This window comes from Xanthomonas cucurbitae, assembly GCF_002939885.1.
Taxonomy (GTDB): Bacteria; Pseudomonadota; Gammaproteobacteria; order Xanthomonadales; family Xanthomonadaceae; genus Xanthomonas; species Xanthomonas cucurbitae.
On record NZ_MDED01000014.1, the window covers coordinates 59,805 to 79,217 of the forward strand.

Annotated in this window: 17 protein-coding genes; 10 read left to right on the forward strand and 7 right to left on the reverse strand. The window is 64.3% G+C overall.

Going from position 1 to position 19,413, the window contains the following annotated elements:
• Positions 1–274: 274 nt before the first annotated feature.
• Positions 275–1,348 (reverse strand): glycoside hydrolase family 5 protein, encoded by a 1,074-nt coding sequence (locus tag XcuCFBP2542_RS09405; protein ID WP_104603322.1) that lies wholly within the window; start codon positions 1,346–1,348, stop codon positions 275–277.
• A 316-nt stretch (positions 1,349–1,664) separates the two neighbouring features.
• On the opposite strand from XcuCFBP2542_RS09405, the gene XcuCFBP2542_RS09415 reads away from it, so the two are divergent.
• Positions 1,665–2,720, forward strand: a complete 1,056-nt coding sequence (locus tag XcuCFBP2542_RS09415; protein ID WP_104603323.1) for an NAD(P)-dependent alcohol dehydrogenase — start codon at positions 1,665–1,667, stop codon at positions 2,718–2,720.
• A gap of 196 nt (positions 2,721–2,916) precedes the next feature.
• Here the strand turns inward: XcuCFBP2542_RS09415 and XcuCFBP2542_RS09420 are convergent, their stop codons facing one another.
• The 3 genes from XcuCFBP2542_RS09420 to XcuCFBP2542_RS09430 all read right to left on the reverse strand — a co-directional run bounded on the left by XcuCFBP2542_RS09420 (position 2,917) and on the right by XcuCFBP2542_RS09430 (position 9,564).
• Positions 2,917–4,398, reverse strand: coding sequence for an FAD-dependent oxidoreductase (locus XcuCFBP2542_RS09420; protein ID WP_104603324.1), 1,482 nt, complete (start codon positions 4,396–4,398; stop codon positions 2,917–2,919).
• 110 nt (positions 4,399–4,508) lie between these two features.
• Positions 4,509–8,981: a glutamate synthase large subunit gene (gene gltB / locus XcuCFBP2542_RS09425; protein ID WP_104603325.1), complete on the reverse strand. Its 4,473-nt coding sequence runs from the start codon at positions 8,979–8,981 to the stop codon at positions 4,509–4,511.
• Positions 8,982–9,183: 202 nt separating this feature from the next.
• A complete protein-coding gene (locus XcuCFBP2542_RS09430) occupies positions 9,184–9,564 on the reverse strand; it encodes an I78 family peptidase inhibitor (RefSeq protein WP_104603326.1) in 381 nt (126 codons plus the stop codon).
• Positions 9,565–9,620: 56 nt separating this feature from the next.
• On the opposite strand from XcuCFBP2542_RS09430, the gene XcuCFBP2542_RS09435 reads away from it, so the two are divergent.
• The gene (locus XcuCFBP2542_RS09435) at positions 9,621–10,892 is read left to right on the forward strand and encodes a DNA topoisomerase IB (RefSeq protein WP_208800434.1); all 1,272 of its coding nucleotides are present in this window, start codon (positions 9,621–9,623) and stop codon (positions 10,890–10,892) included.
• Between the two features lie 101 nt (positions 10,893–10,993).
• Here XcuCFBP2542_RS09435 and XcuCFBP2542_RS09445 read toward each other — a convergent pair whose 3' ends face one another.
• Together XcuCFBP2542_RS09445 and XcuCFBP2542_RS09450 are read right to left on the reverse strand one after the other, a co-directional pair.
• Positions 10,994–11,338 carry a hypothetical protein gene (locus XcuCFBP2542_RS09445; protein WP_104603329.1) on the reverse strand — a complete coding sequence of 115 codons (345 nt, stop codon included), beginning with the start codon at positions 11,336–11,338 and terminating at the stop codon, positions 10,994–10,996.
• Positions 11,339–11,657: 319 nt separating this feature from the next.
• Entirely contained in the window at positions 11,658–12,677 is a 1,020-nt protein-coding gene (locus XcuCFBP2542_RS09450) for an integron integrase (RefSeq protein WP_170066975.1), read from the reverse strand.
• Between the two features lie 185 nt (positions 12,678–12,862).
• On the opposite strand from XcuCFBP2542_RS09450, the gene XcuCFBP2542_RS19590 reads away from it, so the two are divergent.
• From XcuCFBP2542_RS19590 to XcuCFBP2542_RS09490, 7 genes are all read left to right on the forward strand, one after another.
• The gene (locus XcuCFBP2542_RS19590; protein WP_139015168.1) at positions 12,863–13,336 is read left to right on the forward strand and encodes a hypothetical protein; all 474 of its coding nucleotides are present in this window, start codon (positions 12,863–12,865) and stop codon (positions 13,334–13,336) included.
• A gap of 79 nt (positions 13,337–13,415) precedes the next feature.
• Positions 13,416–13,742: a hypothetical protein gene (locus XcuCFBP2542_RS09460; protein WP_104603331.1), complete on the forward strand. Its 327-nt coding sequence runs from the start codon at positions 13,416–13,418 to the stop codon at positions 13,740–13,742.
• A gap of 88 nt (positions 13,743–13,830) precedes the next feature.
• Complete coding sequence (locus XcuCFBP2542_RS20295; protein WP_104603332.1) at positions 13,831–14,310, forward strand: DMP19 family protein; 480 nt, start codon at positions 13,831–13,833, stop codon at positions 14,308–14,310.
• A gap of 1,058 nt (positions 14,311–15,368) precedes the next feature.
• On the forward strand, positions 15,369–15,614 hold the full coding sequence (locus XcuCFBP2542_RS09475; protein ID WP_104603333.1) for a hypothetical protein: 246 nt from the start codon (positions 15,369–15,371) through the stop codon (positions 15,612–15,614).
• A gap of 124 nt (positions 15,615–15,738) precedes the next feature.
• Positions 15,739–16,023, forward strand: a complete 285-nt coding sequence (locus XcuCFBP2542_RS09480) for a hypothetical protein (RefSeq protein WP_104603334.1) — start codon at positions 15,739–15,741, stop codon at positions 16,021–16,023.
• A gap of 105 nt (positions 16,024–16,128) precedes the next feature.
• Positions 16,129–16,659: a hypothetical protein gene (locus tag XcuCFBP2542_RS09485; protein ID WP_104603335.1), complete on the forward strand. Its 531-nt coding sequence runs from the start codon at positions 16,129–16,131 to the stop codon at positions 16,657–16,659.
• A 272-nt stretch (positions 16,660–16,931) separates the two neighbouring features.
• The gene (locus XcuCFBP2542_RS09490; RefSeq protein WP_104603361.1) at positions 16,932–18,068 is read left to right on the forward strand and encodes a saccharopine dehydrogenase family protein; all 1,137 of its coding nucleotides are present in this window, start codon (positions 16,932–16,934) and stop codon (positions 18,066–18,068) included.
• Positions 18,069–18,214: 146 nt separating this feature from the next.
• Here XcuCFBP2542_RS09490 and XcuCFBP2542_RS09495 read toward each other — a convergent pair whose 3' ends face one another.
• Positions 18,215–18,691: a MarR family winged helix-turn-helix transcriptional regulator gene (locus XcuCFBP2542_RS09495; protein ID WP_104603336.1), complete on the reverse strand. Its 477-nt coding sequence runs from the start codon at positions 18,689–18,691 to the stop codon at positions 18,215–18,217.
• A 118-nt stretch (positions 18,692–18,809) separates the two neighbouring features.
• Between XcuCFBP2542_RS09495 and folE the strand changes: the two genes are divergently transcribed.
• Entirely contained in the window at positions 18,810–19,412 is a 603-nt protein-coding gene (gene folE, locus XcuCFBP2542_RS09500) for a GTP cyclohydrolase I FolE (RefSeq protein WP_104603337.1), read from the forward strand.
• The last annotated feature ends 1 nt before the right edge of the window (position 19,413 follow it).

Consider the following 19,413-nt stretch of genomic DNA (forward strand, 5'->3'; position numbering starts at 1 on the left):
CAGCAACAGCAACGCGCGCGCGCAGCTGGGCAGCCGGCGCAACTGGGTGGGAAAAGACGACATGGGCACTCCTACTACAAACGGGGGAGATGCAGTGCCCTGTCCTGGACATGCCACCAACCTGACGGCACCGCACCGCCGATCAGGCTAAGCGCATTGGTACCGGCAAACTATGCATGCGAGGGATTGCAGTGGCGAGTTGTGCGGCACTTCTCGATCGAACTGTCGATGCCGTACAACGCTCGCCATACAACGCTGCACGCAACGCAGGCACTCAGCGAGTGGCACGCTGTGCGTACTTGCTCAGGATCTTCATCTGCGGCTTGTCGCTGCCGTCCTTGCCTGGCTGCACGGTGAAGGGATAGTCCGGCTTCCACCACGCACCGGCGGCCCACCAGGTCCATCCCAGCCACACGTCGCTGTTCTGTTCCATGTAGGTCAGCATGCCTTCCAGCGCCTTGTTGCAGACCGGATTGTTGGCGGTGGCGAATTCGCCCAGGAAGCCCTTCTGCTTGTTCTCGCGCAGCCAGGCGGTGAACCCGCGCAGTTTCTCTTCGCCCACGGTGTCGCTGGTGCATACCGGCTTGGTGCCGCTGTAGTCGCTGTCCAGATACTGGTGCGCCTCGAACGCCAGATGGTTGCCGGGATCCTTGAGCACCTGCAATGCCGTGGCATTGGAGATCCCGTAGCTGTTGCTGCGCCAGCTGTGCGCGCCGGTATAGGCGGTGCCCGGCACCAGGATCAGGTTGTTCGCGCCGGTCTTGCGAATGGCGTTGATCGCCGCCTGCGCGGCGCTGGCCCAGTCCGGTGCGGAAATGCCGTTGGGCTCGTTCATCAGCCCGAAGATCACCGTCTTGTCGCCCTTGAATTCCAGCGCCAGCCGGCGCCACAGGTCCGCCACGGCGGCAATGGGCACCTCGTCGCTGCCGATGCGCTTGCCGTTGTAGCTGGCGTAGTTGTGCAGATCCAGGATCAGGACCTGTTGATTGGCCTTGGCGGCGGCCAGCGACTTCTTGATGAGCCCAAGCTGTGCCTGATCCAGCGCGCCGCTGAGCGTGGGTTGCACGCGCTCCCACAGGAACGGCAGCCGGATCGTATTCATGCCCTTGCTGGCGAAATACCTGAAATCCGCGTCGGCCGGGTAGGTGTAGTCCTTGAACAGCGTGCCGGGCTTCTTGCGCGAGTTGAACTCCGCGCCGGACAGATTGACGCCCACATATTTCAGGCCTGTCGCGGCCTTGCCGGGGCTGCCGGGCGGTTTGGCATGCGCCAACGAGGGGCCGGCGAGCAGGGCGAGCAGCAGCGCGGCATGAGGCAACGCTGCCAATTTCACGGGAGAGCGGAACATGGTAGACTCCTTCGGCATCGACGTGGGGCCGCAGGGGGAGGGCACGGCCAGAAGCAATGGTGCAGGGCGAGCGCTACGATCGTCAGCCTAGAAGCTCGCACGTTAGCGCGTCATTCACGCGGCATCGCATGCATCGGGCCTGCGCGGCCTGCACGCCCCGTCTCATGCCGCTGCGCTAGCGTTCGCAAGAGGATGCGCAAAACGCACTGTCACAGGAGTGCGACGCCACCGTGTTCTACCCTATCGACCCTCCTCATCTTGCCGTGCCTGGCGTTTGCAGTTGCCGCCCACGGCCCACCATTCCGGAGTCTTCCCCATGAGCCAAGCCCACGCCTACGCCGCCCAGGCTGCCGACCAGCCGCTTGCCCCGTTCGTGTTCGAACGGCGCGCGCCCGGCCCCAACGACGTGCAGATCGACATCGCTTATTGCGGTGTGTGTCACTCGGACCTGCATACCGCGCGCAACGAATGGCATAACACGCAGTATCCATCGGTTCCCGGCCACGAGATCGTCGGCCGCGTCACCGCCGTCGGCAATGCGGTGACCGGCTTCAAGGTCGGCGACCTGGCCGGCGTTGGCTGCATGGTCGACAGCTGCCGCAGTTGCGCCTCCTGCCAGGAAGGTGAAGAGCAGTACTGCGAAGCTGGCTTCACCGGCACCTATAACGGCCCGATGTTTGGTGGCGAGAACACCTATGGCGGTTACTCCGACCATATCGTGGTCGACCAGCAATACGTGCTGCGCATCTCGCACAGCGACAATCTGGCCGCCGTGGCGCCGTTGCTGTGCGCCGGCATCACCACCTACTCGCCGCTGGCGCACTGGAAGGTGGGTCCGGGCCAGAAGGTGGGCGTAGTCGGCCTGGGCGGCCTGGGCCACATGGCAGTGAAGATCGCCAAGGCGATGGGTGCCACGGTGGTGCTGTTCTCCACCTCCGAGAGCAAGCGCGCCGACGCACTGCGCCTGGGTGCCAGCGAAGTGGTGATCTCCAAGGACCAAGCGCAGATGGCCGCGCAGGCCAACACCCTGGACTTCATCCTCAACACCGTAGCGGCCCCGCACAACCTGGACCCGTTCCTCAACGCGCTCAAGCGCGACGGCGCCATGGTGCTGGTCGGCGTGCCCGAGCAGTCGCACCCCTCGCCGGCGGTCTTCAACCTGGTGATGAAGCGCCGCACCCTGGCCGGTTCATTGATCGGCGGCATCCGCCAGACCCAGGAAATGCTGGATTTCTGCGCCAGGCACAACATCGTCTCGGACATCGAAACGATCCGCGCCGACCAGATCAACGAGGCCTACGAGCGCATGCTCAAGAGCGATGTGAAGTATCGCTTCGTGATCGATATGGCGACGTTGGACAAGGCGGCCTGATTCGCAGTTGCGTCAGGGTGTGATGCACCGTCTGCGCCCATCGGGCGCGGACGGTGGCATATGAACCCAATGGCGCTTACGACGTTCGAGTGTTCAGCATGCCAAGCACACATGTGCCACGAACAAGCGCATAACCCCAGGCGAATGGCTTCCCACTGCAGGCCAACAAGTCACCTGAGCATGTGACTAGCACCCCTCACGCCGCAGCCGGCTCCTTGACCTGCGCTTTCACACCCAGCAGCTGCACGATGCTGCCCGCCGCATCGCGGCCTTCGGCCACTGCGGTCACCACCAGGTCGGCACCGCGCACGCAGTCGCCGCCGGCGAACAGGCGTGGGTTGCTGGTCTGGTAAGGCAGGCGGCCATGGCCGTCGGCCGGGGCGACGATGCGGCCGTTGCTGCCGGCGTCCACGCCTTGCGATGCCAGCCAGTCGGGCAGGGTGGGCGAGAAGCCGAAGGCGATGATGACCACGTCCGCTTCCAGCAGCGATTCGCTGCCTTCCACCGGTACCGCATTGCGGCGGCCGCTGGCGTCGGGGTCGCCGAGTCTGGTTTCCACCACGGTGACGCCGATGGCTTCGTCATCGGCGCCGGATTCGATCGACAGCGGCTGGCGGTTGAACAAAAAACGCACGCCTTCTTCGCGGGCGTTGGCGACCTCGCGCGCTGAGCCGGGCATGCTGGCTTCGTCGCGGCGGTAGGCGCAGGTGACCTTGGCCGCGCCAAGGCGAATCGCGCTGCGCACGCAGTCCATGCCGGTGTCGCCGCCGCCCAGCACCACCACGCGCTTGCCGTTGAGGTCGGGCAGGGCGAGCTGGTCTTCCCAGCCGGCGATCGGCCGGCCGTGCGGGTCGTTGCCGCTGACGATGCGGCTGTTCTGCACCAGGAAGGGCAGGGCCGGCAGCACGTTCTTCAGGTCCTGCCCGGGCAGGCCGCCGTCGGTGTAGCGATAGGCGCCGGTGCCCAGGAACACGGCATCGTATTCGCCCAATAGCTGTTCGATGCTGATGTCCTTGCCGATCTCCACGCCCAGGCGGAACTGCACGCCCATGCCTTCGAGGATCTCGCGGCGCTTGCCGATCACCGACTTGTCCAGCTTGAAACTGGGGATGCCGAACTGCAACAGGCCGCCGATCTGCTCATAGCGGTCGTAGACCACCGCTTCGATACCGGCGCGCGCCAAGCGGTCGGCACACGACAAGCCGGCCGGGCCGGCGCCGATTACCGCCACGCGGTGGCCGCTGGGCTGCACATTGCCCAGGTCCGGGCGCCAGCCCATCTTGAAGGCGGTATCGACGATGTATTTTTCCACCGCGCCGATGGTGACCGCGCCGAATTCCTCCAGTGTGCAGCTGCCCTCGCACAGACGGTCCTGCGGGCACACGCGCCCGCACACTTCTGGCAGCGGGTTGGTGGAATGGCACAGCGCGGCGGCTTCTTCGATGCGGTTCTCCTGCACCAGCTGCAGCCACTGCGGGATGGCGTTGTGCACCGGGCATTTCCAGCTGCAGTACGGATTACCGCAATCCAGGCAGCGACCGGATTGGTATTGCGCGTCGGCCTTGTCGAACTTGCCGTACAACTCGCCCCAGTCGCCGGAGGTACGCAGTTCCACCGGAATGCGCGTGGGCATGGTCCGCGGCAGGTCGAGGAATTGGAAGGCTTGTTTGCGGCTCATAAGAAAATCCGTGGCTGATTCCCTTCTCCCGCGTGCGGGAGAAGGTGCCCCGAAGGGGCGGATGAGGGGCGCGGGGCACNTCTCCCGCGCGCGGGAGAGGGGAGCACAACTCAGGCGGCGCGCCGCAGCGACTCAGTAAGCGACTCAATACTGGCGGCCTTGGGTTTGACCAGCCAGAACTTGCCGATGTAGTCGCGGAACTCGTCCAGGATCTGCTGCGCCCAGATGCTGCCGGTGAGCTCGCGGTGGCGGCTGATCAGGGTGTGCAGATGCTGGCGATGGTTCTCGAAGCCTTCGGCGGAGACACGGTGGATGTCGATCAGTTCGTGGTTGTAGCGGTCCACGAAGTCGCGTTCGATATCCAGCACATAGGCCAGGCCACCGGTGAAGCCGGCGCCGAAATTCAGGCCCACCTTGCCCAGCACCAGCACCACGCCGTCGGTCATGTATTCGCAACAGTGGTCGCCGGCACCTTCCACCACCGCCAGCGCGCCGGAGTTGCGTACCGCAAAGCGCTCGCCCGCCCGCCCGGCGGCGAACAGCTCGCCGCCGGTGGCGCCGTACAGGCAGGTGTTGCCCACGATCGGGGTGCTGCGCGCTTCGAAACGCGCGCCACGCGGCGGACGCACCACCAGCCGGCCGCCGGCCATGCCCTTGCCGACGTAGTCGTTGGCTTCGCCTTCCAGTTCCAGCTGCAGGCCGCCGGCATTGAACGCGCCGAAGCTCTGCCCGGCGGTGCCGCGGAAGCGCAGGTTCAACGGCGCATCGCTCATGCCGTGGTTGCCATGCGCGCGCGCGATGGCACCGGACAGGCGCGCGCCGATCGAGCGGTCGGTGTTGTGGATCAAAAAGCGATGGTCGCCGCCAGTCTTGTGGGCGATGGCATCGGCCAGCAGGCCGTCCATCTGCGTGGCCAGGCTGTCCGGCGATTCGTACAGGCGCTGGGCGGCGCAATGGCCGCCGTCGTAGCGCGCATGGGTGAGCAGGCGCGAGAGGTCGACCTTGACGCCCGGGCGCGGAGAGACCTCCAGCTGCTCCAGCAGGTCGGTGCGGCCGACGATCTCGTCCAACGAGCGCACCCCTAGGTACGACAGCCACTGCCGCACTTCTTCGGCCAGCAGGCGGAAGAAGTGCTCCACGCGCTCGGGCAGGCCGGTGAAGTAGCCCGCACGCAGGCGCTCGTCCTGGGTGGCCACGCCGGTGGCGCAGTTGTTGAGGTGACAGATGCGCAGGTACTTGCAGCCCAGCACGATCATCGGCGCCGTGCCGAAGCCGAAGCTGTCGGCGCCCAGCAAGGCGGCCTTGACCACGTCCAGGCCGGTCTTCAGGCCGCCGTCGGTCTGCAGGATGGTGCGGTCGCGCAGGTCGTTGGCCACCAGCGCCTGGTGCGACTCGGCCACGCCCAGTTCCCATGGCACGCCGGCATAGCGGATCGAGCTGACCGGGCTGGCGCCGGTGCCGCCGTCATGGCCGGAGACGGTAATCAGGTCGGCGCCCGCCTTGACCACGCCGGCTGCGATCGTGCCGACGCCGGCATGCGCCACCAGCTTCACCGACACCAGCGCGGTCGGGTTGACCTGCTTGAGGTCGTAGATCAGCTGGGCGAGGTCTTCGATCGAATAGATGTCATGGTGCGGTGGCGGCGAGATCAGGCCGATGCCGGGCTTGGCGTAACGCAGCCGGGCGATCAGCTCGTTGACCTTGTGGCCGGGCAGCTGGCCGCCTTCGCCGGGCTTGGCGCCCTGGGCGACCTTGATCTGCAGCACCTCGGCGTTGACCAGGTATTCCGGGGTGACACCGAAGCGGCCGGAGGCCACCTGCTTGATCTTGGAGCGCTTCTCGGTGCCGTAGCGGGCCGGGTCTTCGCCGCCTTCGCCGGAATTGCTGCGTCCGCCCAGGCGGTTCATCGCGATGGCCAATGCTTCGTGCGCCTCGGGCGACAGCGCGCCCAGGCTGATGGCGGCGCTGTCGAAGCGGCGCAGCACATCAGATGCCGGGGCCACTTCGTCCAGCGGGGTGGGGGTGTCGGCACGCTTGAGCTGCACCAGGTCGCGCAGCGTGGAGGCCGGGCGTGCATGCACCGCGTCCACGTACTTCTGCCAATCGCCCGCATCGCCGGTGCGGGTGGCGCGCTGCAGCGTCATGACCACGTCGGGGTTGTACATGTGGTATTCGCCGCCGTGCACGTACTTGAGCAGGCCGCCCACTTCCGGCTTGAGCTGGTCGTTCCAGGCGCGTGCGGTGAGCTCGCGCGCCTCGGTATCCAGCCGCGACAGACCAACACCGCCAATGCGCGCAGGCGTGTCGGCAAAGCACAGTTCCACCACGTCCGGGTCCAGCCCGACGATTTCGAACAGCTGCGCGCCGCGGTAGCTGGCGATGGTGCAGATGCCCATCTTGGAGATGATCTTGGACAGGCCCTTGTAGATGCCCTTGCGGTAGCGGCGGCCGATCTGCGACTGCTCGCCGCCCTTGCTCAGCTGCAGGATGCCGCGCCGGCCCAGATCGAACAGGGTCTGGTAGGCCAGGTACGGATACACCGCGGTGGCACCGACCCCGAGCAGGCAGGCCATGTGGTGCGCATCGCGCGCGGTGCCGGTTTCGATGATCAGGTTGACGTCGCAGCGCAGGCCCACCTTGCACAGGTGGTGATGCACCGCGCCGGTGGCCAGCAGCGCATGCGCCATCGGCCGGTCCGGCACCGGGTAGCGGTCGGATAGCAACAGCATGACGGCGCCATCGCGCGCGGCCGCTTCCACTTCCTGGCAGATGCGTTCCAGGCCGGACTTCAGGCCTTCTTCCACGCTGTAGGACAGGTCGATCAGCCGATTGCGTTCGAGGTACTGCTCCATCTTCAGCAGCTGGCGCAGCTTGCGCTGGCTGAGCACCGGCGAGTTGAGGATGACGTGGTTCACCGTCTGCGCACCGGCATGGAAGATATTGGTCTCCTTGCCGAGCTGGGTGGTGAGCGACATCGCGATGCCTTCGCGCAGCGGGTCGATCGGCGGGTTGGTGACCTGCGCGAAGGCCTGGCGGAAGTAGTCGTACAGCGGCCGGGTCTGGCGGCTGAGCACCGCCATTGGGGTGTCGTCGCCCATCGAGCCGGTGGCTTCCTGCTCGGTCTCGGCCAGCGGGCGCAGGATCTGCTCCACTTCCTCGGTGCTGAGCTGGAACAGCTTGTGGTAGCTGCGCAGGGTCTGCTCGCTGAAGGGTTCTTCCACCAGCGAAGGGTCGATCAGCTCGGTCTGCAGATAGGTCACGCCCTGCTGCAGCCATTGCTTGTACGGCGCGCGCGCGCGGTTGATGCGGTCGATGGCGTCCGAGTCCAGCAGGTCGCCGCGCTTGAGATCGATGGCCATCATCTCGCCCGGACCCAGCTTGCCCTTGCGGGTGATGCGCTCGGCCGGCAGTTCCCACACCCCGGCCTCGGAGGCCACCAGGAAGTGGCGGTCGGAGGTCAGCATCCAGCGCGCCGGGCGCAGGCCGTTGCGGTCGAGCATGCAGGCCGCGTAGCGGCTGTCGCAGGCCACGATGCCGGCCGGGCCGTCCCACGGCTCGGTGTTGAGGCCATAGAACTCGTAGAACGCGGCCAGGTCGGCGTCCTTGAATTCCAGCGATTGGGTGGCCGGCGGCACCAGGATGCGCAGCGCCTGCAGCAGGTCCATGCCACCGGCGATCAGCAGCTCCAGCATGTTGTCCAGGCTCTGCGAATCGGAGCCGTGCATGGAGATCACCGGATCGAACTGCGCGATATCGAAGCGCGGGGTCTGCCACACCTTGCTGCGCGCCTGCGCCCAGCGGCGGTTGCCTTCGATGGTGTTGATCTCGCCGTTATGGGCGAGCAACCGGAACGGGTGTGCCAGCGGCCAGCGCGGCAGCGTGTTGGTGGAAAAGCGCTGGTGGAAGACGATCGCGCTGGAGGACAGGTCGCTGCGCTGCAGGTCCGGGTAGAACGTGCTCAGCTTGTCCGGCAGCACCATGCCCTTGTAGCTGATGCCATTGGGCGAGAGCGTGGTGACATAGAAGTCCTGCACGCCCTGCAGCTGCTGTTCGGCGCGGCGGCGCGCCAGGAACAGCGCCAGGGTGAAGCCGTCTTCGGTGTGGTCGGCACCGGCATCGACAAACACCTGCTCGATGCGCGGCAACGTCTCGCGCGCCAGTTGGCCGCACACGCTGTCGTCGGTGGGCACCACGCGCCAGCCCCGCAGTTGCACGCCGACGCTGAGCAACTGGCTTTCCAGTTCGGCGCGACATCGGGCGGCATCGGCGTCGTCCAGCGGCAGGAACACCACGCCGGCCGCGTAGCGCGTGCCCAGCGGGATGCCGGCGTCGCGCGCCAACCCGCGCAGGAACGCATCGGGTTTGCGAATCAATAAACCGCAGCCATCGCCGGTCAGCCCGTCGGCGGCCACGCCGCCGCGGTGGGTCATGCGCGAGAGCGCCGCAATTGCGGTGTCCACCAGCGAACGGGAAGGCTGGTCGTCCAGCTGGGCGACCATGCCAAACCCACAGGCGTCGCGCTCATCGCGCGCGCTGTTGTAGAGACCGTAGTCGTTGAGCCCTTGGCGAGTGCGGGGGGCCATGTCTGCCTCTTTGCGATCTTGGGAGAGCGGCGACGACGTTGCACCGCTCGATCCGTGGAGCGTTCCAAGAGGTCACCGGATGATCGACTAGACCACAGTTGATGCGGTGCCGCAATACACCGTTACAGCTGCAACGAGACCCGCGCAAATCCCTTGCGGCAGCTGGCTTGGCGCCGCTTCGGCGAGCGGCGCCAGGCGGTGCTCAGCCGCAGCGTACCGAGGTGACGACGTTCTTGGCATCCACTTCCAGATTGAGCCGTTCGCCGTTGAATTCCATGGTCACCATCTGGCCGGGCTTGAGTACGCGCACCGACTTGGCGCCGGCATCGCTGCGCGCCTGTTCACTCACCGCATCGGTGAGGGCTTGGCCCACCAGGGACTGCACCTGCGTGGCATCGCAGCTGCCGATCGGCGGGGCCTCGGGTGCGGTGGCCGGGGCTGGCGCTGAGGCCTGTTCGACCGCTTGCTGCGCCTTGGCGGTAACCGCTTCCTGCTCGTCCGGTTGCGGCTTGTTGCAGGCACTCAATGCAGCCAGCACGAGCAGGGGGCAGGCCAGGCGGGCAGTAGGCAGGACAGCGCGCATCGATGACTCCAGACAAAGGGCAAGGCCCAAGCATAAGCACAATTTGCACAACCGGCATGGCTTGCGCACACGCCGTTGTCATGGCGTTGACGTGGCCTAGTCTGGACAGGCCCAACAATCGGCCGACCACTTCCGATCTGTATGCAATGAAAGCCAAACGCGTTCTTCGCAAGGCCACCGTCGCGGCCAGCACGGCCGGCAAGCTCGCCACCGTTGCCGCAGGTGCAGCGGCGGCCACGGCGGCCGTCGCCACTGCCGCCGCCGTGGTTCAGGCCAAGGCCACCGCGCGTGCGGCCGGGCTGACCTATGTCAACGACCAGCAGCCCGGCATCAGCCGCCGCCGCGCCGGCAAGAGCTTCAGCTACCGCAATGCGGATGGGCAACGCATCGCCGATGCCGACACCTTGCAGCGCATCCGCGCGCTGGCCATTCCACCGGCCTACACCGAGGTATGGATCTGCGCCAAGCCCAATGGCCACCTGCAGGCCACCGGGCGCGATGCACGGCGGCGCAAACAGTACCGCTATCACGCCGAGTGGGCGCAGGTGCGGGGCGAAGGCAAGTTCGAGCGCGTGATCGCCTTTGGCACCGCGCTACCGAAACTACGCCGCCGCCTGCGCCGCGATCTGGCCGTGCCAGGCTTTCCACGCGAAAAGGTGCTGGCCATCGTGGTGGCACTGCTGGCCGACACGCTGGTGCGCGTGGGCAATGCCGAATATGCGCGCAGCAATCGCTCCTACGGGCTCACCACGCTGCGCAACCGGCACATGGAATTTCTCAAGGGCGGGCGCGCGCGGCTGAAATTCCGCGGCAAGAGCGGGCAGGAGCACGACATCGAAGTGGACGACAAGCAGCTGGTCACGCTGATCCGGCAATGCCAGCAACTGCCGGGACAATCGCTGTTCCAGTATCGCGACGACGCAGGCCAGCTGCAGCCGGTGGATTCGGGCGAGGTCAACGACTACCTGCGTGAGGCCATGGGCGAGGACTTCACCGCCAAGGATTTCCGCACCTGGGGCGGCACGTTGGCTGCGTTGCAACGCCTGGCCCGGCTGCCGTTGCCCGAGCGCAGCAGCGAACGCGCGCTCAAGCAGGTGCAGAACGATGTCATCCGCGAGGTGGCAGATGCCCTGGGCAATACGCCCTCGGTATGCCGCAAGGCCTACATCGACCCCTGCGTGTTCGCAGGCTGGCGCGCCGGCGAATTGCAGGCCATGGCGACCGGCGTGCGCGGCGAGCGGCAGTGGGAAGCGGCCACGTTGAAGTTCCTCACTGCCTCGCGTGCCAAGCGCAAGACAGCGGCAAAGTGCATTTCGAAACGCAAGTGAATGGGCTGGATCGGGAACCGAAAAGCCGCGATGCTTTCCGATTCCCGATTCCCGATTCCCGATTCCCGATTCCCGATTCCCGATTCCCGATTCCCGATTCCTCAGCCGCAATACACTGCGGTGATGTTGTTGTACGGCCCGGTCTCGATGGTGAGGTGGTCGCCGCCGCTGGCGCTGGCACCCTGCGCCGGATCGCCCAGGCCGCTGGCAGTGGTATCGCCGCTGGCACGTGCACCGCGGCGCACGCTCACCTGCAGGCTGTCGCTATCCACGCGTGCGCGCTCGATGGTCTGCCGGGCCGCCGCCAACCCGACGATGCCCCGCACCCGCTCGATATGGCACTGGCCGGAGATCACGCCATCGATCGGCTGGACCTGTGCTACCTGGTTGGAGGCGCAGGCGGACAACAGCACGGCGGCGGCCAGCGGGGCAAGAACACGGATCATGGGTGCAACTCCAGGCGGGGGACGTTGCCAACAGCGTGAATGCGTCACCGTTGCGGCGGCATGAAGGCTGTTGATGCCGGGAGAAGCTGAAAGTAACTTCTCATGCGTGTTGTTGCCTCTGGTCCACCGCAGGCACGCCAGCAACGCGACCGACGCACGCCGGCCAAGCCCCGCGTGCATCATCAAGCTTGAAAGCAGCAGCGCGGGAGCGCGAGCCATGGCTGATCGACGAGGCTTCAGAGTCTCCTAAACAAGGCGGAGCGCTTCAGGGGAGAGCTTGGCAGCAACCATCCCTCCAGTGGATAGGTCGCGCGGTACCTCACGCCTCACCACCGACACCGCCCAGCCCATCCAGCGGACTGCGGACCGCCGACGCACCGCGTCCCAGCACATGCGTGTAGATCTGCGTGGTGGTCACGTCCTTGTGGCCCAGCAGTTCCTGCACCGTGCGGATATCGTGGCCGGCCTCCAGCAGGTGTGTGGCGAACGAATGCCGCAACGTGTGGCAGGTCGCCGGCTTGACGATACCAGCCCGCTGCCTTGCCGACTGCACGGCACGCTGAAGAATCTCTTCAGAGACATGATACCGGCCAGGCCGGCCGCTGCGCGGATCCCGCGACCGGCGCGCAGAGGGGAACAGGTATTGCCACCCCTGCTCCACGTCGGCATTGGGGTACTTGCGCGCTAACGCATGCGGCAGGAACACCCGCCCGGCACCGGCCACCAGATCGGCCGCATGCACTACCAGCGCACGGTCGCGTTGCCGTTGTAGCGCCTCTCGCAGGCTGAGCGGCAGCGGCACCCGCCGATCCTTGCCGCCCTTGCCATCGCGCACCACGATCTCGCCACGCGCGGCATCCACGTCCTTGATGCGTAGGCGCAGGCATTCCATCAACCGCATCCCGCTGCCGTAGAGCAGGCTGGCCATCAGCCAGCAAGGCCCCTCCAGCACCGCCAGCAGACGTGCAACCTCCTCGCGCGAAAGCACCACCGGAATGCGCCTGGGTCGCTTGGCACGCACCAGGTTTTCCATCCAAGGCAGCTCGATGCGCAGCACTTCGCGGTAGAGAAACAACAGCGCCGCCAGGGCCTGGTTCTGGGTGCCCGCAGACACCTGGCCATCCGTGGCCAGCCGCGTCAAGAAGGCCTCGACCTCTGCCTGCCCCATCTGTGCCGGATGGCGCTTGCCGCTGGCCAGGATGAAGCGCCGTATCCAGCTGAGATAGGCCTGCTCGGTGCGTAGGCTGTAGTGCTTTACGCGCAGCCGGTCGCGCACCTGATCGAGTAACCGCATCGGTGGACGTGCTGTTACGCCATCGTTTTTGGAGGTGTACCTCATACGCCTACGCCTTTGCTGGATAACGCTGGAAGCCTCGCAAAGGTTGCGTTCGCTTGCCATCGTGCAATCCCTTGACTGGAGCTAGGAATTCCCCTATTCACAACGAATCTGCAATCGGAGATAATCGCCACAACACCGCATTTCGGCGGTCCAATAGTTGTTAGGCGCTAGGAGGAAAGTGTGCGGTGAGTACGAACTTCGAAACGACGCTAGCGCCTGTCACGCGCCGCATTTCAGAAAGCTACTTAGGTCAGATGCGGAGTGCGGCCATTGGCGGTGGCAGCTTCTCCGCCGCGATTGTCCTGGTTCTTCTTCAGGTCAAGCTGACCTCCGTTGCACTGCATGTCTCGTTTGCTGCAGCTGCTCTGGGCATCCCGATCTGGATAGTTGTCTGGCAGTACGTACAGCCATACTTGCTGTATGGGCCAGACTCCTATGCTCACTTTCGGAAAGTGGGAAGCATTGGGGTAGCTACCGGGCTAGCTGTCGCTGGGCTGATTACACTCTTCGTTAGCTTCAGCGCACTTCTGTGGCACATGTCGCTTTGGGTTGCACTCGTCTTTTCGCTTTTCAGCCTCGCTGCGGTCATCGTCATCGCGAGGCATGGCCAATCTGTGCTAGCGGCGGTCAAGCTTGTAGATAACGGGCCTAGCGCCTAACAATTCGTCCAAGCCGACGCCGCTTCGCGGCGCGGTTTAACTCCGGTGTTAGCCGTTCAATCAGCGTCTTGGTGATCTGATGATTGTTGACGAGTTCGGAGACTCCATCGGAATCTACGATGAGATGCTTCGCAGCGGAGAGCGAGATCCTTTGAGCATGCTCAACATTGTGGATAAGCGGCTTGCTGACATATCCAACCACATTGCGGTGTGCCATCGCGTTCTTGCCGAGCAACGTTCGCTCGCTCACGGTGCGTTCCTTGGCAGCACTCGCAAGCGGCATGTGGACAAGGCGGAGCAAGCCGGACAAGTTCTTGAGCAGGTGATTGCAGTGCAGTCCGACTTGTTCGACTTTCGCCACAAGGTTCTTTCTCAGGTCGCCACTCACTTGCGGGGTGTCGTGTGACCGTCGCGGGCAGAACGGCTAACAATTCATTCAAGCCGAACCCGCTTCGCGGGTCGGCTTAATTCAGGCGTTAGGCCCTAAGGAAACCATGCGATTCTTTGACGCACTAAAAAAAGATGATCCGGCATATGAGATCTTCAACTCCGCTCTGGACACAGTCTTTGACGAGGGCGATGGAGTTACAGAGCACATTGAGCGCCTTACTGATCAGGCACGCCTCGTCTACTTGCTGTGGTGCCTAGACGGAGAGGTACATAACGGTGGCTTTGACCAGCTATTCACAAACTCGCTCGGCAATCACTGCCTTGAGATCCTCCGGCACCTTGAGGTTGTTGGTGCAACCAATTCCCACCGTCTCTTGGCACGCGCAGTTTCCTGGTTCCCCAACTCATCACCCTCCCGGAATCGGACGGAAAGATGGTCGCAACATGAGTCATTCTCCGACAATCCAGAGTATCAGGCCGAGATGGATCGTCTTGACACTGAGTTCTATGAGTACAAAGACAATTTGGCATCACTGGTAAATGCATATGTGGCCCGGCACCCTGATGCCTCGGTTAGGGCCTAACAGTTCGTTCAAGCCGAACCCGCTTCGCAGGTCGGCTTAACTCAGGCGTTAGGCTGTGGTGGAGCAAATACGTTGGTTGTTGCCGCTTCGGTGAGTTCGCTAGCGTGCATGCGGTCGGCTCCGGGCAATAGTCATCACTTTTGTGGGGTGCGGTAAGTTCAGTGCTTCGCCCTTGTCCGTCGTTGACGCGCCGCGCTCATTGCGCTTGGCTTCGGTGGTACCACGCGCCGCTGCATTGCTGAGCAAGCTCAATCCCACAACCTGTGGCACACTTGGCTCAGGCGGCAGTGCTGGGGAGCATGGTTGCACGATCCAAGCCTTTGCGGCCACTCACTGCCTAACAACTCATTCAAGCCGAAGTTGCTTCGCAACTCGGCTTAATTCAAGCGTTAGCCGTCAAACCAACATTACGGGAGTTCGGAAATGGAAGGACGGTTTACGGAATTTCTGATCGATCGCACTGGAAACGCGCCACGGAACTTGGCTGAATCCATACGCCGCGTCCAAGACTGTTCTTCAGGGTTTCGCCGCAGCTGGCCCTTGCGTCAAAGTGACGCTTACGCGACAAGTCAAGAGGCGTTCGAACATCTCGATTACATCCAGAATGAGCTCCTGCGTCGCCGAGATGCAAAGTCAAACGAGGCTGGCTGGGCTAACTCGCCGCTTAAATCGGCCTTGAACGCCCTAGCTGGGAGCATCGTCACTAACGTCTCCGGCACTGATGAGGTGTGGTTCGCCTCTTTAACTGAAGGCCAAGGCGCGATCCCACCGAACTGCAGTCCAACCGACGCCAGCCTCGGTGTTGCCCTCAACAAGTTGAAGCATAGATCCACGTCTATCTTTAACTTCTCATTGCCCCCGGACGGCCGGCACCTCGTCCATGTGTACGCAACAGCTGGTATGGGGCAACCCAACTCCATCTCGCAGATCGACATTGATAAATTCTGCGATGCTTGTCGGGTGGCTGTGCCTCACGCTTGACGGCTAACAATTCATTCAAGCCGAAGCCGCTTCGCGGCTCGGCTTAATTCAGGCGTTAGGCGACATAGGAGAGTTTCATGCCAGGCAAAAAGGATTACTGGTTTCCTGCCAAGACTTACGGATGGGGCTGGGGACTGCCAAGTGTCTGGCAAGGCTGGCTTGTTTATGGTATCGCGTTCGTTCTTCTAGTTGCCGGGTTCTTCATCTTCCCGCCGGTCGTTGAGCCGGTAATTTTTCAGATTTATATCTGGGCAGTTCTACTAATTCTCGTGGCCATCTGCTGGGTCAAAGGTGAGCCGCCGCGTTGGCGTTGGGGTAAGTAGGTGCCGCCTAACAATTCGCTCAAGCCAAACCCGCATCGGGGCACCGCCTGGGTGCTTTTCCGCTACGCTAGCACCCAGTCGCCACCCCGCTACGGGTCGGCTTAACTTAGGTGTTAGGCACCAAATGGGCTACCCTATCGTTGAAAAAACTCTGCGCACGATGTTCAACGCTGAGGATGGGCTGTCCCTAGCTGTGTCATGCGGTTTGTATGCACGTAGCGTCCGCTCTTCGCCAGCTTTTCGCGATCTCAAGGAAGAGCTCGCCCGTGCGTTCGCGGATCAGAATTTGTCGTGGAAGGAATTGCTTTCCAATGAAAGGTACGAGGTTGTTGAACTGGAGACCGAAGATGACGCTAAGGCGTTTGCCCATCGCATCTTGATCGTGTCGCTAGAAAGCGATGTTGAATAAAGACGCAATCTCGTGTCGGTTCGCCGAGTGCGGCCACTCACTGCCTAACAACTCATTCAAGCCGATGTTGCTTCGCGGCTCGGCTTAACTCAGGCTCTAGCGCCCATGGAAAAAGTTCTAAGGCTCCCAACGTTCAGTAAAGCACTGGCCGGCCTCTCGTTAGCGATCGCGGCTTGGAAGCTCGCCACTCTCGTTCCCTATCGAATCGGCTTCGAGCTGAGATATCTGATGTCTCCGAGTGCGCTCTACAGCTTCGCCTTCGACGCAGTGTTGGCGATAGGCGCGGTTCTGCTCTGGCGCGGCCGGCCGGCAAGCCGGTGGCTCTTTGCCGCGCAGGCGACTATGACCACGGCCGGATGGTTCGCAATCGGCGGTTTGCATCGCTTGCCCTTCATCCTTATGTATCTCAAGGGCACCGACGATCCCTCCGCGCAGGCTGCAATCGGCTATATGGCGCGGCCATTCTTGGTCTTTGGTGTGTGGTGCCTGTTCGGCTGGCTCCTCGCACTCGCTTGCTTTGCGTGTTTCGGAACGGCGCGGGGCGCCCCGCGCCGGAGTTCCAGTATGCCCCGAGCCGAACGGCCTGAGGACCCTACTCTGGCCGAGATCATGCGCCGCAAAGCGGATGAGCGCTAACAATTCGTCCAAGCCGACGTGTCCCGCAACTCGGCTTAATGCAAGCACTGGCAGCGCAGCAACGCGCATGGGCCGACCCGAAGACCGTACTGGCCTGCAAGCAAGCCGCCGCACAGGCGCGCGTCACACGCCAGGCGTTGCAGGTGTTGCACGACGCGCTGGAGAGTGGCCTGGCCACGCGGGTCGCCGGCACTGAGCCGGCTTCGCCAGGGCGGGGCACCAATACCGCTGTGGTCGCCGATACTGTGCGGCAGGCAGACGGTGAGCAAGCGATGACATACCGGGTGGTGGTATTGGGTGGTTTCGGGCACTTCGGAGCGCGCATCGTGCGGGCGCTGGCGGCTACTCCGCAGGTGCATGTGATTGCCGCCGGCCGGCATCCCGGCGAGGTTGCCGTGCACTGGCCGGAGGCCGCCGCTGGATGCATTTCAACGTACCGGCTGGATATCGACGCGGAGGATTTCACGACCCGGCTGGCGGCTACCGGTGCCGATGCGGTGGTGCACACGGCCGGGCCATTCCAGGGGCAGGCCTATGCGGTGGCCCGCAGCTGCCTGCAGGCCGGCATGCATTACATCGACCTGGCCGATGGCCGCGCCTTCGTACGCGACTTTGCGGCGGCGCTGGATGCGTCTGCGCGTCAGGCGCAGCGGGTCGCCATCAGTGGTGCCAGCACGTTGCCTGCGCTCTCCAGCGCGGTGATCGACGCGTTGTTGCCGCGCTTTGCGGCCTTGCACGAGATCGGCATGGTGATCGCGCCTGCACAGGGCACGCCGCTGGGGCTGGCTACCGTGCGCGCAGTGCTGTCGTACTGCGGCACGCCGTTTGCGTGGTGGCACGATGGCCGCTGGCAACAGGTGGTGGGCTGGTCGAGGCCGGTGCGTGTGCAGTTCGCGCGGCTGGCATCACGCCTGGCTTCGCCCTGCGATGTGCCCGACCATGACCTGCTGCCGCAGCGTTATCCCGGCGTGCGGACGGTGCAGTTTCGCGCCGCGCTGGAAGTGCCCTTCCTTCAGCGTTGCCTGGCGGTCATCGCCTGGCTGCGTCAGCACGGCGTGCCGCTGCCAATGGCACGCGTGGCCAGGCTGCTTGCGCGTGCCGGGCGCTGGTTCGACCGCTTTGGTACCGATCTGGGCGGCATGCGCGTGGACCTGCGCGGGCAGGCGCATGCCGTGGATGCTGGCGAGACCGCAGTGCCCTTGTGGCTGCAGTGGGATCTCACCGCTCCGATGTTGCATGGGCCAGAAATCCCATGTTTTGCGGCAATTCTGCTGGTCCGCAAACTGGCTGCCGGGCACCCGTTGCCGATCGGTGCACACGCCTGCATGGGGCTGCTGACGCTGGCCGATTTCGAACAGGAATTTGCTGCATGGCAGATGCAGGCGGAGGTGGTCCAAGTGCTTGGGTAACTGCAGGAATGGCCGGAAACGTGCCCCAACAGGTAGACGCTGGCGAGCACGGTCCAGGTGGGGAACCACACCATGCCGGGCGCCGGGGCGTCGTGGGCCGCATTGCCTGCACTGCGCTAGGCCTGACAGCCACTTGCGCCGTTCCGTCAGCCGCTCGGCCCTGACTGGCCCAGCCGCGCATGTGCCTGCGCGATCTGCTCCCACAGCGTCAGCACCACTTGCACCTGCGCCTCGCTGAGCGTGCCGAAGACCTCGGTACGCAGCGCATCCAGCCGGGCCTCGATCCGCACCACCAGCGCCTGGCCCTCGTCGGTGAGCCATAACTGGTTGGCGCGGCGGTCACTGCTGTCGGCCTCGCGCCGCACCAGCCCCTGCGCGGCCAGCTTGTCCAGCAGCCGCACCAGCGAGACGCCTTCCATGCCCAGCTGCTGGGCCAGCGCCACCTGGCGGATGCCGCCGCCGGAGCGGCCCACCATCAGCAAGGGCCCGGTGCAGGCGCTGGACAGGCCGAACGCTTCAAAGGCCTGGTCGGCCAGCCGCTGCCATTGCCGGGCGGCTACCAACAGCCCGGAGCTGAGCTGGGCGCGGGCGAGAGCAGTGTACTCGCCATAATTGTTATGGATGCTATCAATTCAGTACTGAATAAATAGTCACTGAACCCGCGGCAGCCGCCGCAACTGCCACTGGGGCCGCCACCCCGTCCTCGGGTACCATGCTCGCCCCCTTTGGGTGCACTTGCGCATGAGCCAGTCCGACCAGCCCGATTCCTCCGTCACCCAGGCCCAGGCCGAAGACGCCGTGCGCACCCTGCTGCGCTGGGCCGGCGAAGACCCTGCCCGCGAAGGCCTGCTGGACACCCCGCGCCGGGTGGCCGAAGCCTATGGCGACTGGTTCAGCGGCTACCGCGAGGAACCGCGCGAGTACCTGGAGCGTACCTTCGAGGAAGTGGCCGGCTACGACGAACTGATCGTGCTGCGCGACATCTCCTACGAAAGCCATTGCGAGCACCACATGGCGCCGATCATCGGCAAGGTGCACGTCGGCTACCTGCCGAGCGGCAAGGTGGTGGGCATCAGCAAGCTGGCCCGGGTGGTGGAAAGCTATGCGCGCCGCTTCCAGGTGCAGGAAAAGATGACCGCGCAGATCGCCCAGTGCATCCAGGACGTACTGCAACCGCGCGGCGTCGGCGTGGTGGTGGAAGGCGCGCATGAGTGCATGACCACCCGCGGCATCCACAAGCGCGGCGTCAGCATGGTGACCTCCAAGATGCTGGGCAGCTTCCGCGAAGACGCGCGCACGCGCGCCGAATTCCTGCAGTTCCTCGAAGTGGGCGGCAAGCGTTGAG

What these genes read in the sequence shown, in the direction of transcription:
- XcuCFBP2542_RS09405 (WP_104603322.1), bottom strand. Translation starts at nt 1,348, where the DNA reads ATGTTCCGCTCTCCCGTGAAATTGGCAGCGTTGCCTCATGCCGCGCTG.
- XcuCFBP2542_RS09415 (WP_104603323.1), top strand. Translation starts at nt 1,665, where the DNA reads ATGAGCCAAGCCCACGCCTACGCCGCCCAGGCTGCCGACCAGCCGCTT.
- XcuCFBP2542_RS09420 (WP_104603324.1), bottom strand. Translation starts at nt 4,398, where the DNA reads ATGAGCCGCAAACAAGCCTTCCAATTCCTCGACCTGCCGCGGACCATG.
- gltB (WP_104603325.1), bottom strand. Translation starts at nt 8,981, where the DNA reads ATGGCCCCCCGCACTCGCCAAGGGCTCAACGACTACGGTCTCTACAAC.
- XcuCFBP2542_RS09430 (WP_104603326.1), bottom strand. Translation starts at nt 9,564, where the DNA reads ATGCGCGCTGTCCTGCCTACTGCCCGCCTGGCCTGCCCCCTGCTCGTG.
- XcuCFBP2542_RS09435 (WP_208800434.1), top strand. Translation starts at nt 9,621, where the DNA reads ATGGCTTGCGCACACGCCGTTGTCATGGCGTTGACGTGGCCTAGTCTG.
- XcuCFBP2542_RS09445 (WP_104603329.1), bottom strand. Translation starts at nt 11,338, where the DNA reads ATGATCCGTGTTCTTGCCCCGCTGGCCGCCGCCGTGCTGTTGTCCGCC.
- XcuCFBP2542_RS09450 (WP_170066975.1), bottom strand. Translation starts at nt 12,677, where the DNA reads ATGAGGTACACCTCCAAAAACGATGGCGTAACAGCACGTCCACCGATG.
- XcuCFBP2542_RS09460 (WP_104603331.1), top strand. Translation starts at nt 13,416, where the DNA reads ATGATTGTTGACGAGTTCGGAGACTCCATCGGAATCTACGATGAGATG.
- XcuCFBP2542_RS20295 (WP_104603332.1), top strand. Translation starts at nt 13,831, where the DNA reads ATGCGATTCTTTGACGCACTAAAAAAAGATGATCCGGCATATGAGATC.
- XcuCFBP2542_RS09475 (WP_104603333.1), top strand. Translation starts at nt 15,369, where the DNA reads ATGCCAGGCAAAAAGGATTACTGGTTTCCTGCCAAGACTTACGGATGG.
- XcuCFBP2542_RS09480 (WP_104603334.1), top strand. Translation starts at nt 15,739, where the DNA reads ATGGGCTACCCTATCGTTGAAAAAACTCTGCGCACGATGTTCAACGCT.
- XcuCFBP2542_RS09485 (WP_104603335.1), top strand. Translation starts at nt 16,129, where the DNA reads ATGGAAAAAGTTCTAAGGCTCCCAACGTTCAGTAAAGCACTGGCCGGC.
- XcuCFBP2542_RS09490 (WP_104603361.1), top strand. Translation starts at nt 16,932, where the DNA reads ATGACATACCGGGTGGTGGTATTGGGTGGTTTCGGGCACTTCGGAGCG.
- folE (WP_104603337.1), top strand. Translation starts at nt 18,810, where the DNA reads ATGAGCCAGTCCGACCAGCCCGATTCCTCCGTCACCCAGGCCCAGGCC.